Origin of the sequence: Streptomyces sp. NPDC042638, assembly GCF_040647235.1 — a bacterium.
Lineage (GTDB): Bacteria > Actinomycetota > Actinomycetes > Streptomycetales > Streptomycetaceae > Streptomyces > Streptomyces rameus.
This window is the reverse complement of sequence record NZ_JBEZBT010000013.1, coordinates 51342-64080: the sequence shown is the minus strand read 5'-3', so window position 1 is coordinate 64080 and position 12739 is coordinate 51342. Positions and strand designations below refer to the sequence as shown.

Here is a 12739-nt window from a genome sequence, read left to right as displayed (position 1 = left end):
TCCGCGGTGCGCCGCCGCTCAGGGCGCACCGCGGAGCCGTCGTCCCCGTCAGCGAGTGCCGACCGCCGCGCGGACGGCCCTGCGGGCCATCTGACAGTCGTCGTGCAGCCGCCTGAGCAGCAGGCGCTGTTCCTCGCCGGACGGCGCAGCACCGGGGTGGGGCGCACCCGGTGCCGCCGGGGCCGTGTCGTGCATCGAACGCTGCACGGCCGTCTCGTACGTGCGGATCTCCCGGGTCAGCAGGAGCATCAGGTTCACCAGGAAGGCGTCCCGGGAGGCCGGGCCCGCCGACTGGGCGATCTGGCTGATCTGCCGCCGGGCCACCGGCGCGTCCCCGAGGACCAGCCACATCGTCGCCAGGTCGTACCCCGGCAGGTACCAGCCCGCGTGCTCCCAGTCCACCAGCACTGGACCGGCCGGTGAGAGCAGGATGTTCGAGAGCAGGGCGTCGCCGTGGCAGAACTGGAGCATGGCGTGCCGGCCGACCTCGTGGGCGATGCCGTGCAGCAGCTTCTGCAGGTCGCCGAGGTCCCGGTCGGTGAGCAGGCCCAGCTCGTGGTACCGGGAGATCCGGGCCGCGTAGTCCAGCGGCATGTCGAACGTACCCGGCGGGGGCCGCCAGGCGTTCACCCGGCAGATCGCGCCGAGCGCGGCCCGGATGTCCGCGCGCGGCGGTGCCTCCACCGGATGCCGCTGGAACGACGCCGTCCGGCCCGGCATCCGTTCGATCACCAGGGTGCAGTTGTCCGGGTCCGCCGCGATCAGCCTCGGCACCCGGACCGGCGGCCGGTGCCGGACGAACGAGCGGTATGCGGCTATTTCCTGACGGCTCCGCTCCGCCCAGGCCGGCGAGTGGTCCAGGAGGCACTTGGCGACGGCCGTGCTGCGCCCCGTCGTCCCCACCAGGAGGACGGACCGTCCGCTGCGCCGCAGCACCTGCACCGGAGCGAACTCCGGGCAGATCCGGTGCACCGAGGCCAGCGCGGTGCGTAGCTGCGCGCCCTGGGGGCCGGACAGGTCGAGCCTCCCGCTGAGCGGTTGGGGCCCTGTCTGGCCCGGGATCCGCCGGGGCCGGCCCGCGCCCAGCACGGGGCTGCCCGGCCGCGCCGCCGGGTCGAGGTACGGCCCGCCGCCCGCGGGGCGGGAGCGCAGCGGCCGGGGCGGAGCGGACACGGAGGACGATGCTGCGTACATGGGAGATACAGATCCCTTCGTGTGCCTGCTGTGCCTGCCTGTACGTCCGCGTTCCGAACCCGTGCTCGCGGGCCGGTGACCCGTGAGCGTGGTTTCGGGAGCGTGCGCCCACCCGTCCCGGCCGCCCGGGCACACCCTGGGGAATGTGCCCGTCATATGCCGCTATGGGGCCGCCATATGGAGCTGGCGACCGGGTCGGGGTGGCTCGTTCCTACCTGACACCCGATCGCCGGTGGCACACCATCTGGCGGACCCTGGCGAACCGTGGCGAATAGTCGCCCGGCAACCTGCACCGGGCTACTGTCAACTCAGCCGAGAACCTGGGGGCTTGACGTGAGCGGACAACCCAACACCCGCCTTGCGGACCTGTTCGGCCTGGCCGGCTGGTCGAAGGGCGAACTCGCGAGACTGGTCAACCGGCAGGCGGCGGCCATGGGCCACCCCCAGCTGTCGACCGACACCTCCCGGGTGCGGCGGTGGATCGACACGGGAGAGATCCCGCGCGATCCCGTGCCGCGGGTGCTGGCGGCTCTGTTCACCGAGCGTCTCGGCCGTGTCGTGACCATCGAGGACCTTGGTCTGGTGCGGCACGGGCGTGCGGGGAAGCGGCAGAGCGACGGGATCGAGGAACATCCCGACGGTGTGCCGTGGCCGCCCGAGCGGACCGCCGCGGTCCTCACCGAATTCACGGGAATGGACCTCATGCTCAACCGACGCGGCTTGGTGGGCGCGGGTGCCGCGCTCGCCGCGGGATCCACACTCAGCAGCGCCATGTACGACTGGCTGCACACCGACCCGGCCCTGAAGGCCGACGCCCCTCTCCTCGACGACCCGTTGCACGCCGACCCCGCCGGGTTCGACCGGTACGAGGCGGCACCCATCGGGTCACAGGAGATCGAGGAACTGGAGCGCTCGGTCGAGGTGTTCCGCGCCTGGGACGCGGCCCGTGGCGGCGGGCTGCAGCGCAAGGCGGTCGTGGGCCAGCTCAACGAAGTGGGCGGCATGCTCGCCTACAACCACCCACCCCACCTCCAGCGGCGCCTGTGGGGCGTCGCCGCCAACCTCGCCGTCCTCGCGGGCTGGATGTCGCACGACGTCGGCCTGGAGCCCACGGCGCAGAAGTACTTCGTCATCGCCGCCCATGCCGCCCGGGAGGGCGGGGACCGGCCGCGCGCCGGTGAGGCCCTGTCCCGGGCGGCCCGCCAGATGGTGCACCTCGGCCGGCCGGGCGACGCCCTGGACCTGATGAAGCTCGCCCAGTCCGGCGCCGGCGACCGGCTCCAGCCGCGCACCAAGGCGATGTTCCACACCATCGAGGCCTGGGCACAGGCGTCGATGGGCAAGGGCCAGGCGATGCGCCGCACGCTCGGCCAGGCGGAGGACCTGTTCGTCGCCGACCGGCAGGACGTGGAGCAGCCGGACTGGATGCAGACCTTCAAGGACGAGGATCTGTACGGCATGCAGGCGCTCGCCTATCGCACGCTGGCCGAGTTCGACCCCGGTGCGGCCGCGCACGCCCAGCACTACGCGGAGAAGGCTCTCGCCCTGCGCGTCGACGGACGGGAGCGGTCGAAGATCTTCGACCATCTCTCCATGGCCTCGGCCTGCTTCATCGCCGACGACCCCGAACAGGCCGACCGCTACGCACGGCTGGCGCTGATGTCGATGGGCTCGAACTCCTCCCGCCGCACCTGGGACCGGCTGCGGCAGATGTACCGGCTGACCGCCGAGTACGCCGGCTACCCGAAGATCCACCAGCTGCGGGAGGAGATCAAGCTGGTCCTGCCCAAGCCGAGGGCCAAGGGAGAGGGCAGCAACGCACAGGCATAGCAAGGGGAGGGCAGCACTCGCGGGCGCAGGTGCCTGTGCGTCGTCCGGCCGACAGGCCGGTTCAGGCGGTGACCTTGGCGACGAGCACGCACGTGTCGTCCTCGCGCCCGGCTCCGCCGAACTCCTCGACGACCGTCCGCACACAGTCCTGCGCGGTGTGCGCCGCGCAGAGCCGGGGGGCGAGGCCGAGCAGCCGGTCCACGGCCGCCGTCCTGCCGTGGCCCGACACCAGCCCGTCGGTGTGCAGCAGGAGCAGGTCGCCCGGGTGCAGGGCGACGACCGACTGTCCGTAGACGGCGCCCGAGGAAGCGCCGAGGAGCACGCCGTCCGGTGTGTTCAGCACGCACCCCGTCCCGTCGCGGAACAGCAGCGGGGCGGGGTGTCCCGCCTGCGCCCAGAGCAGGGTGCGGGTCTCGGGCCGGTAACGGCAGCAGACGGCGCTGCCGAGGGCGGGCTGCACGGCCGTGTCGAGTAACTGGTTGAGCAGGGTGAGCAGCCGGCCGGGCTCCGTGCCGGCCATCGCCATGCCACGGACGGCGCCGAGCAGCGTCGCCATGCCGGAGGCGACGGTCACGCCCTGTCCGGTGAGGTCGCCCACGCTGAGCAGGGTGTGGCCGTCGGACAGCTCCAGCGCGTCGTACCAGTCCCCGCTGATCAGGGGGGCGGTCGCGGCCGCGAGCCGATGCGCGGCCAGGTCCAGGGGTGCCGGCCCCTGATGCGGGAGCCGCAGGGAGCCGCGCCACGGCGGTAGCACGGCTTCCTGCAGCTCTGCCGCGATCCGGTGCTCGGTCTGCTCCTCCCGGCGGTGGCGGTGCAGCGAGTCACGGGTCTCGTGCACCGTCCGCCGGCAGCGGCGCAGTTCGCTGACGTCGCGCAGCACGGCCCACATGGAGGCCGTGCCGCCGTCGGCGCCGAGCACGGGTTCGCCCATCATGTGCACGGTCCGCGTGGAGCCGTCGGGCCGCACGACGCGGAACTCGCCGTCGATCGGCCTGGCGTCGACCAGGCAGTCCGTCACCATCGCGGTGAGCCCGGGCCGGTCCTCCTCCAGGACCAGACCGGGCAGTTCGTCCAGGGTGAGGGCGGGGCCGGCCGGGTCGACGCCGAGGATCTGGTACAGCTCCGCGGACCAGATGGCCTCGTCCGTCAGCAGGTGCCACTCGGCGCTGCCGACGCGGCTGAGCAGCGAACCGCCCTGGGCGGCGGCCGGTTCGGGCCGGCCGGCGGGCGGTGCGGCGGACCGGTCCGCCGGAGCGGGAGGTGGGCCGTCCCGCAGCTGGGCCAAGTGGGCGTCGATGTCGCCCAGTTGGTGCAGGGCCAGGTCGTACAGGGCTCGCTGCCAGCGCTCCTGGGGATCCGAACCGGCGCTCCGGGTGTCCCGCCGTACGGCGTCCACGTCACCCTTGAGCCGCCGCGCCTGCGTGATCAGCGCTTCGACCGAGCCGCGCCCGGGCGGCTGGGCGGCTGGGCGGTCCGCGGAGACTGGGGACGGCATGACGCGCTCCGAATGGGGGGAGAGTACGGCGGGGGACGGCGGGGGGACCATGACGACTTTCGCACAGCCCGCGATGCGCTGTAAGGGATTTGGCAACACACGATACGGTGGTGCTTCTGACATATGCCAGAGTCCACTCAGAGGAATCCGCGGGTACGAATGACGTACCCGCCGCAGCCGTCAAGTCGTAGATTTCTTACGCGGGTTGAGTCAGGCAGGCCCTCTCGCTCCGGTGCTCAGGCGCATGTTCGACGCATGTCTGTTCAAGGATCCGGGGAGCGGCCGGTACCCGCCCAACTCTGACCGGAATTCGCGGCATGCGACAGACCCTCGCAGACTCCTTATGGGCATGGACACCACCATCGAACAGCCCACCCAGGCCAGGCTCGTCACGGGGGAGGACCGGGAGGTCCCGGTGCGGGCCGTCCTGCGCTACACCGCGAACGACCCGCTCGCCGTCTTCCTGGACTTCCCGGCCGAGGCCGCCCTGCACGGTGAGGAGATCACCTGGACCTTCGCGCGCTCCCTGCTCGACCAGGGGCTGCGGGCCCCGGCCGGCCACGGGGACGTGCAGATATGGCCGTACGGGCGCACCCGGGTGGTGCTGGAGTTGCACTCCCCGCACGGCATGGCCCTGATGCTGTTCCAGGCCACGGCGCTGCGGCGCTTCCTGGTGCGCACCTACGGGATGGTGGCGTGCGGCCGGGAGGACGTGTCGGCGGTGGTGGAGCGGGGACTGAGCGCCCTGTTCGGCGGCGTGTGAGCCGCGGCCGGGACACCGGAGGGGCGCTACCGACGCGTCTTCGGCTTCTGTTCATCCTTGCCTCACCGCACGGGTATGGACCCTGACGATCACCGCATGCACCCTGGCCCGCGGTGTGCCGCTGGGGCACACCGGGAGCGAGGGCGGGGCGAATGACACCGATCACCCGGAGAGACTTCGTGGGGCTCGGCGCCTCCATGGCGGCGGGTGCGGCGCTGAACCTCGGCGCGCGCACCGCCTCCGCCGTGGCGGCCACGGCCACCGGCACGATCAGGGACGTCCGGCACGTGGTGATCCTCATGCAGGAGAACCGCAGCTTCGACCACTACTTCGGCCGGCTCAGGGGCGTCCGCGGCTTCGACGACCGCAGCGGCATCACCCTGAGCGGCGGCCACCCGGTCTTCAACCAGCCGAGCGGCACCGGACGCCAGTACCCGTGGAAGCTCAGCGCGACCCCGGCCGCGGGCGGCAAGGACGGCGAGACCCTCGCCCAGTGCAGCGGCGACCTGCCCCACTCCTGGTCCTCGCAGCACTCCGCCTGGAACAAGGGCCGCCTGGACAACTGGGTCGCGGGCGTCGGCAACGTCCGCTCGCTCGGCTATCTGGACCGCTCCGACATCCCGTTCCACTACGCCCTCGCGGACAACTACACCATCTGCGACGCCTACTTCTGCTCCACGCTCAGCGCCACCGGCCCCAACCGCACCTACCTGTGGAGCGGCAAGGTCGACGCCGCCAGCTACGACGGCGGCGACGAGTCCGGCCTGACCTGGCAGACCTACGCCGAGGCGCTGCAGGCGGCCGGGGTGACCTGGAAGGTCTACCAGAACGCGGCGGACAACTACGGCGACAACGGCTGCGCCTACTTCAAGAACTTCACGAGCGCCAAGCCGGGTGACCCGCTGTACGACCGGGGCATGTCCTCGGTGGCGAGGGCGACCGGCTCGACCCCCGACGACATCGCCGCCGCCATCAAGGCCGACGTCCTCGCGGGCACCCTCCCGCAGGTCTCCTGGGTCGTCCCCGACCAGGCCTTCTCCGAGCACCCCTACGCCCCGCCCGGTGACGGCGCCCACTTCGTCGACCTCGTCTACCAGGCCCTCGCCGCCGACCAGGACGTCTTCGACTCCACGGTGCTGTTCCTCAACTACGACGAGAACGACGGCTTCTTCGACCACGTGCCCCCGCCGGCCCCGCCCGCCGGAACCGCCGGGGAGTTCCTCAACGGCGTGCCGTACGGCTTCGGCTTCCGCGTGCCGATGATCGTCGTCTCGCCCTGGACGCGGGGCGGCTGGGTCTCCTCCGAGGTCTTCGAGCACACCTCGGTCCTGCGCTTCCTGGAGACCTGGACGGCGGCCCTCGGCACGCCCGCCAAGTGCCCCCACATCAGCGACTGGCGGCGCGGGGTGAGCGGCGACCTGACCGGCGTCTTCGACTTCGCCCACCCGGTCTACGGCCCGGTCTCCCTGCCCCGGACCGGCGTCATCGGCATCGGCACCTGCGGCCCGCTGCCCAACCCGGTGCCGACGGACAACGCCCTGCCCGCCCAGGAAGCCGGCACCCGCCCGGCCCGCGCGCTGCCGTACCAGCCGAACGGCTACCTGGACCGGCTGGAGTTCGGTACCGCCGGCAAGATCCTCGCCTGGTTCACCATGGCCAACCAGGGCGCCCCGGCATCCCGGGCGGCGCACTTCTCCATCCACCCCAATGCCTACCGGGACACCACGCCCTGGCAGTACACGGTCGACGCGGGCGGTACCGCCGCCGACTCCTTCAACATCGGCCTCGGCTACGGCGGCGGCAAGTACGACCTGACCATGGTCGGCCCCAACCGCTTCCTGCGCCGCTTCCGCGGGGACGCCTCGAAGGCCGGCAAGACCGCCGAGGTGAGCAGCCGTTACGCCGTGGAGCCCGGCACCGGCAAGCTCGCCGTCTACTTCAAGATGACCAACGCGGGCACCTCACCGGTGAAGTTCACGATCACTTCCGAGCACTACCGCACCGACGGTCCCTGGGCCTACACCGTCGCCGCGGGCGGGTCGACGGAGGACTACTTCAACGCCGTCGCCTACCAGAACGGCTGGTACGACTTCACGGTGACCGTCGACTCCGACGCGACCTGGTCGCGCCGGTTCACCGGACACCTGGAGACGGGCGCCGACAGCGTCAGCGGCTGAACCGGGCGTACAGGTCCGGGCGCGGGGCGAGATCCACGGCCACCCGGCCCCCGGTCTCCAGCGCCCGGACCCCCGCCTCGGCGACGACGGACGCCGCGTAGCCGTCCCAGACGCTCGGGCCGGTGACCTCGCCCCGCCGGGTGGCGTCGACCCAGGTCCGCACCTCGCGGTCGTAGGCATCGGCGAAGCGGACGAGGTAGTCCTGTGCCACCTCCTCGCGCGCGCCGCCCGCTGTGGTGACCACCATGGTGTGCTCGTCGCCGATCCGCGCGCTGCCCTTCTCGCACACGGCCTCGCACCGCACCTGGTAGCCGAAGCCGCAGTTCACGAAGACCTCGACGTCGACCAGCGCGCCGCCGTCGGTCTCGAACAGGACGAACTGCGGATCGAGCAGCCCCTCGGGGGCGCCCGCGGACGGTGCGGGGCGCAGCACGGTGACCGCCGTCAGTTCCTGCCCGAGCAGCCAGCGGGCCGCGTCGATCTCGTGCGAGACCGAGCTGTTGACCAGCATGGCGCTGGTGAAGTGGCCGAGGGAGGAGACGTTGCGGTGGGTGCAGTGCAGCATCAGGGGCCGGCCCAGGCCGCCCCCGTCCAGCAGGGCCTTCAGCCGCCGGTACTCGGCGTCGTAGCGGCGCATGAAACCGATCTGCGCCAGCCGGCGGCCGAGCCGCGCCTCCGCCTCCATGACCCGCAGGGCTCCGGTGGAGTCCGGCACCATGGGCTTCTCGCACAGCACGGGCAGGCCCCGGTGGAACGCCGCGAGCAGCGCCTCCTCGTGCGCGGGGCCGGGGGAGGCGACCAGGACCGCCGAGACGCCGGGCGCGTCGAGCGCCGCCACCGGGTCGCCGTGCACGGTCACGCCGTCCAGGCCGGCCGCCGCCTCCTTCGCGCGCTCGACCTCCGGATCGGCCACGGCGGCGACCCTGGCGCCGCTCACCACCCGGTCAAGGCGTCGTATGTGGTCGGCTCCCATGTGTCCGGCACCCAGTACCGCCACACCCAGCAGGTCACCCATGCGCGCGCTCCCTTACGCCGTACGCCGAAGCGTACGCCGACGGGGGAGCGGTCCCGCCGGGTCGGTGCTACCGGGTCAGTAGCGCAGCACGCCCGCGATGCCGTCCGCGTCGCCCAGGGCGCCGTCGGGCACGAAACGCACGTCGGCGCCGGTCTCCAGACACTGCTCGACGATCTCGTCCACGATGTCGTCGCGGGCGTCCAGATCGCCGGGTTCGGCCGGCACGAGGTGCTCGCCGAGGTCGCGGACGGTGGCCCGGAAGTTCTCCTCCACGGCCAGCAGCCGGACCCGGCCCTCGCGCGCGCTCTGCCACAGCTCGTCCAGGCCGGCCGCGAACGTCCGGTGGCCGCGCGCCGAGGTCAGCTCCCGCACCACGGCCGTGGTTCCTTTGCGGGACTCCGCCTCCAGCACCGGCCGCAGCGCCTGCCAGACGGCGTCGGGGCCGGCGTGCGCGAGGCCGCCGTGCGGGACGTGGACGGCGGCCCGGGCGACGGTGCCGGCCTCGTCCAGCAAAGACAGCGCGGCGCGCTCACCGGTGACGTACAGCGGCCGGGGCTCGTCGCGCAGGACCCCGTTCATGACGGCGTCCGCCTCGCGCAGGAACCGGCGGGTGTCCTCGTCACGGAAGGCGCTCGGCAGGTCACCGATCCGCATCTGGCGCTCCGCGTCGAAGTTCTCCTGTCTGCGCTCCAGCGGGAAGCCGCCCGAGCGGTCCTGCGCCACGCGGTCCTCGCCGCCGCTCCACAGGGTGACGCGGTCCGCGGAGACCGACAGCACCCAGAAGCGGCGCTCGGCGGCCTGGGCCGCGACCAGATTGCGGGTGAGGAAGGTGTCCGACAGCACCACCCGCTCGGGGACGGTCCGGGCCAGCGACCACACCTGGTGCTCGCCCGGCGCGGCGAAGATCACCAGGCCGTCCTCGGCGTGCGTCAGGTCCACCTCGGCCAGGGCCCGGTCGAGCTGGGCCACGACGTCGGCACGCCGCCCGCGGGTGACGGCGGGGTCGGAGTCGAGGCGTCTGCGTGCCTCGGTCACCACATTGCGCAGCCGGACCGGGTCCTGGCCGCTTCCACGTTCCCGACGGTGCGTCGGGGTCAGCACGGAGACCGCCGGGTAAGGGCGCGGGCGCCGCAGTTCGGCAAGGGCCACGGGACTGAGTGCGTGCTCCATGACAGCACGATAGGGCGGAATCACCTTTACGGCATTCGGGGTAATCCGGACCCAGGTGACGGCGCGGTCCGTTCGCCGCCGGGGGTCCGGCGGGCACCGGCGACGCGGGACCCTGCGGCGGGATACCGTACCCGTCAGTAACCGGACCGTGCCGCACCCCAGGAGGCCCTCATGCCACAACTCGACGTCGGCGGAGCGACGCTGGTGTACGACGACGAGGGCCCGCGCGACTCAGCGGAGGTACCCCTGGTCTTCGTGCACGGCTGGACCGCGAACCGGCGCCGCTGGGACCACCAGACGGCGCACTTCTCCGCCCGGCGCCGGGTGGTCCGGCTGGACCTGCGCGGGCACGGGGAGAGTACGGGGGCCGGGGCGCGGACGATCGAGGAGCCGGCGCGGGACGTCCTCGCGCTGCTCGACCACATCGGGGTGGAGCGCTGTGCGCTGGTCGGCCACTCGATGGGCGGGATGATCGCGCAGACCATCGCCCTCGCGCACCCCGCGCGCGTGGAGCGCATGGTGCTGGTGGGTTCGATCGGCCGGATGACCTACAGCCGTGGCCGGGGTCTGCTCATGGCGGCCTCCATGCTGGTGCCGTACCGGCTGTTCGTGGCCGCCAACATCCGGCGGGCCTTCGCGCCCGGCTATCCGCGCGAGGAGATCAGGGCCCACATCCGTGCCTCCGCCGCCACCCCGCGGGAGGTCGTCATGACGCTGTACGGCGCTATGCGGGCCTTCGACGTCCTGGACCGGGCCGGCGAGATCTCCGTGCCGACGCTGATGGTGCACGGCTACCACGACGTGCAGCTCCCGGTGCGGCAGATGCTCCGGATGGCCGGCGCCTGTCCCGACGCGGTCGTCCGCATCCTGGACGCGGGCCACGAGCTGCCGCTGGAGAAGCCCGCCGAACTGACCAGCGCGCTGGACTCGTTTCTGACTGCGAAGCCATGAGGCGCGATGCGCTTGGGGAAGTCTTTGCCCGTGGCCGGTTCCTGTCGCCACGACCGCGGTAAGAGGCCCCTCCACGTATTTTGCTGAGGCAAAACACGGCTGAAACCATGGGTCGGCCGGTCCCGCCGTGTTACGGCCGCGTTGACTCGGCCGGGTGCCTGACGGACGCTCGTCATATAGGTGCTCGATACAACTGGTTTGCCGGTCGTCTTCCGCCCACCGAGAAAACGCAGGTGAGGCCGGGTCCGTCGGCAGCCTGAGGCAGGAGGTAGCGCATGTGCGGCATCACCGGGTGGGTCTCCTTCGACCGTGATCTGACGGCCGAGGACCCCACATTGCATGCGATGACCGAGACGATGGCCTGCCGGGGCCCGGACGACCGCGGCACCTGGAGCGAAGGCCCGGCCGCCCTCGGACACCGCCGGCTCGCCATCATCGACCTCCCCGGCGGCCGTCAGCCCATGTCCCTGGCCACCCCCGAGGGCACCGTCGCGCTGGTGTACTCCGGCGAGGCCTACAACTTCACCGAGCTGCGCCGCGAACTGACCGACCGGGGCCACCGGTTCACCACCGACTCCGACACCGAGGTCGTGCTGCACGGCTATGTGGAGTGGGGTGACGCGGTGGCCGAACGGCTCAACGGCATGTACGCGTTCGCCGTCTGGGACGGCCGGCGCGACAAGCTGGTGATGATCCGCGACCGTATGGGCATCAAGCCGTTCTACTACTACCCCACCGCCGACGGCGTCCTGTTCGGCTCCGAGCCCAAGGCGATCCTCACCAACCCGCTGGCCCGCCCCCGCGTCGCCGCGGACGGTCTGCGCGAGCTGTTCGTGATGGTCAAGACGCCGGGACACGCCGTCTGGGACGGCATGCGCGAGGTGGAGCCCGGCACCGTCGTCACCGTCGACCGCTCCGGCCTGTCCACCCGCGTGTACTGGCGCCTGGAGACCCGCCCGCACACCGACGACCGCGACACCACGATCGGCACCGTACGCTCGCTCCTCGACGACATCGTGCGCCGGCAGTTGGTCGCCGACGTGCCGCGCTGCACCCTGCTCTCCGGCGGGCTCGACTCCTCCGCCATGACCGCGATCGCCGCCCGGCAACTCGCCGAGCAGGGCGAGAAGGTGCGCAGCTTCGCCGTCGACTTCATCGGCCAGACCGAGCACTTCGTCGCCGACGAACTGCGCGGCACCCCCGACACGCCCTTCGTGCACGACGTGGCCCGGCTCGCCGGCACCGACCACCAGGACATCGTGCTCGGCTCCGACGCGCTCGCCGACCCCGCCGTGCGCGACCAGGTGATCCGGGCCCGCGACCTGCCCTCCGGCCTCGGCGACATGGACAGCTCGCTGCTGCTGCTCTTCCGCGCCATCCGGGAGAAGTCCACGGTGGCCCTCTCCGGCGAGTCCGCCGACGAGGTCTTCGGCGGCTACCTGCAGTTCTTCGACGAGGAGGCGCGCCGCGCCGACAACTTCCCCTGGCTGACCACCATGGGCCGGCACTTCGGCGACGACGCCGACGTGCTGCGCGCCGACGTCGCCAAGTCCCTGGATCTGGAGAGCTATGTCGCCGACGGTTACCGCACCGCGGTCGCCGGCATCGACCGGCTGGCCGGCGAGAGCGACTTCGAGTACCGGATGCGTCAGATCAGCCATCTGCACCTGACCCGCTTCGTGCGCATGCTGCTGGACCGCAAGGACCGGATGAGCATGGCCGTCGGCCTGGAGGTCCGGGTGCCGTTCTGCGACCACCGCCTGGTCGAGTACGTCTACAACACGCCCTGGGCCCTGAAGTCCTTCGACGGCCGGGAGAAGAGCCTGCTCCGGGAGGCCGCGGCGGACGTCCTGCCGCGCTCGGTGTACGACCGGGTGAAGAGCCCGTATCCGTCCACGCAGGACCCGCAGTACGCCCGCGCGCTCCAGGAGCAGGTCAAGGAGGTGCTGGCCCGGCCCTCCCACCCCGTCTTCGACCTCGTCGACCGGGACCGGGTCCGCCAGGCCGCCGAGCGCACCGAGCCGGTCAGCACCGCCGCGGCCCGGCGCGGCCTGGAACGCACCCTCGACCTCGCCCGGTGGCTGGACCTCTACTCGCCGGAGCTGGTGCTCAGCTGAGCCGCCGGCCCGGGCCGGCGGCTCAGC

Annotated in this window: 9 protein-coding genes; 5 read left to right on the top strand and 4 right to left on the bottom strand. The window is 72.2% G+C overall.

Annotated features, from left to right (window positions below; translation table 11 throughout):
• Window positions 1-48: 48 nt before the first annotated feature.
• Window positions 49-1194, bottom strand: coding sequence for an aminoglycoside phosphotransferase family protein (locus AB0B40_RS13725; RefSeq protein WP_345048709.1), 1146 nt, complete (start codon window positions 1192-1194; stop codon window positions 49-51).
• A 333-nt stretch (window positions 1195-1527) separates the two neighbouring features.
• Here AB0B40_RS13725 and AB0B40_RS13720 point away from each other — a divergent pair, with 333 nt between their 5' ends.
• Window positions 1528-3024, top strand: coding sequence for a hypothetical protein (locus tag AB0B40_RS13720; protein ID WP_345048707.1), 1497 nt, complete (start codon window positions 1528-1530; stop codon window positions 3022-3024).
• 61 nt (window positions 3025-3085) lie between these two features.
• Here AB0B40_RS13720 and AB0B40_RS13715 read toward each other — a convergent pair whose 3' ends face one another.
• The gene (locus AB0B40_RS13715; RefSeq protein ID WP_362263964.1) at window positions 3086-4519 is read right to left on the bottom strand and encodes a SpoIIE family protein phosphatase; all 1434 of its coding nucleotides are present in this window, start codon (window positions 4517-4519) and stop codon (window positions 3086-3088) included.
• A 349-nt stretch (window positions 4520-4868) separates the two neighbouring features.
• On the opposite strand from AB0B40_RS13715, the gene AB0B40_RS13710 reads away from it, so the two are divergent.
• Both AB0B40_RS13710 and AB0B40_RS13705 read left to right on the top strand, forming a co-directional pair.
• Window positions 4869-5282 carry an SsgA family sporulation/cell division regulator gene (locus tag AB0B40_RS13710; RefSeq protein ID WP_362263963.1) on the top strand — a complete coding sequence of 138 codons (414 nt, stop codon included), beginning with the start codon at window positions 4869-4871 and terminating at the stop codon, window positions 5280-5282.
• A gap of 152 nt (window positions 5283-5434) precedes the next feature.
• Entirely contained in the window at window positions 5435-7459 is a 2025-nt protein-coding gene (locus AB0B40_RS13705; protein ID WP_362263962.1) for a phosphocholine-specific phospholipase C, read from the top strand.
• Here AB0B40_RS13705 and AB0B40_RS13700 read toward each other — a convergent pair.
• Both AB0B40_RS13700 and AB0B40_RS13695 read right to left on the bottom strand, forming a co-directional pair.
• Window positions 7449-8474, bottom strand: coding sequence for a Gfo/Idh/MocA family oxidoreductase (locus AB0B40_RS13700; protein ID WP_362263961.1), 1026 nt, complete (start codon window positions 8472-8474; stop codon window positions 7449-7451). The genes AB0B40_RS13705 and AB0B40_RS13700 overlap by 11 nt on opposite strands.
• 75 nt (window positions 8475-8549) lie before the next feature.
• Complete coding sequence (locus AB0B40_RS13695; RefSeq protein WP_345048699.1) at window positions 8550-9644, bottom strand: chemotaxis protein; 1095 nt, start codon at window positions 9642-9644, stop codon at window positions 8550-8552.
• A 171-nt stretch (window positions 9645-9815) separates the two neighbouring features.
• Between AB0B40_RS13695 and AB0B40_RS13690 the strand changes: the two genes are divergently transcribed.
• Window positions 9816-10595 (top strand): alpha/beta hydrolase, encoded by a 780-nt coding sequence (locus AB0B40_RS13690; protein WP_345048697.1) that lies wholly within the window; start codon window positions 9816-9818, stop codon window positions 10593-10595.
• A 275-nt stretch (window positions 10596-10870) separates the two neighbouring features.
• The gene (gene asnB / locus AB0B40_RS13685) at window positions 10871-12712 is read left to right on the top strand and encodes an asparagine synthase (glutamine-hydrolyzing) (protein WP_345048696.1); all 1842 of its coding nucleotides are present in this window, start codon (window positions 10871-10873) and stop codon (window positions 12710-12712) included.
• The last annotated feature ends 27 nt before the right edge of the window (window positions 12713-12739 follow it).

Bases quoted from the DNA above. Each gene is read 5' to 3' on its own strand.
- AB0B40_RS13725 (WP_345048709.1), bottom strand. From the start codon at position 1,194: ATGTACGCAGCATCGTCCTCCGTGTCCGCTCCGCCCCGGCCGCTGCGC.
- AB0B40_RS13715 (WP_362263964.1), bottom strand. From the start codon at position 4,519: ATGCCGTCCCCAGTCTCCGCGGACCGCCCAGCCGCCCAGCCGCCCGGG.
- AB0B40_RS13710 (WP_362263963.1), top strand. From the start codon at position 4,869: ATGGACACCACCATCGAACAGCCCACCCAGGCCAGGCTCGTCACGGGG.
- AB0B40_RS13705 (WP_362263962.1), top strand. From the start codon at position 5,435: ATGACACCGATCACCCGGAGAGACTTCGTGGGGCTCGGCGCCTCCATG.
- AB0B40_RS13700 (WP_362263961.1), bottom strand. From the start codon at position 8,474: ATGGGTGACCTGCTGGGTGTGGCGGTACTGGGTGCCGGACACATGGGA.
- AB0B40_RS13695 (WP_345048699.1), bottom strand. From the start codon at position 9,644: ATGGAGCACGCACTCAGTCCCGTGGCCCTTGCCGAACTGCGGCGCCCG.
- AB0B40_RS13690 (WP_345048697.1), top strand. From the start codon at position 9,816: ATGCCACAACTCGACGTCGGCGGAGCGACGCTGGTGTACGACGACGAG.
- asnB (WP_345048696.1), top strand. From the start codon at position 10,871: ATGTGCGGCATCACCGGGTGGGTCTCCTTCGACCGTGATCTGACGGCC.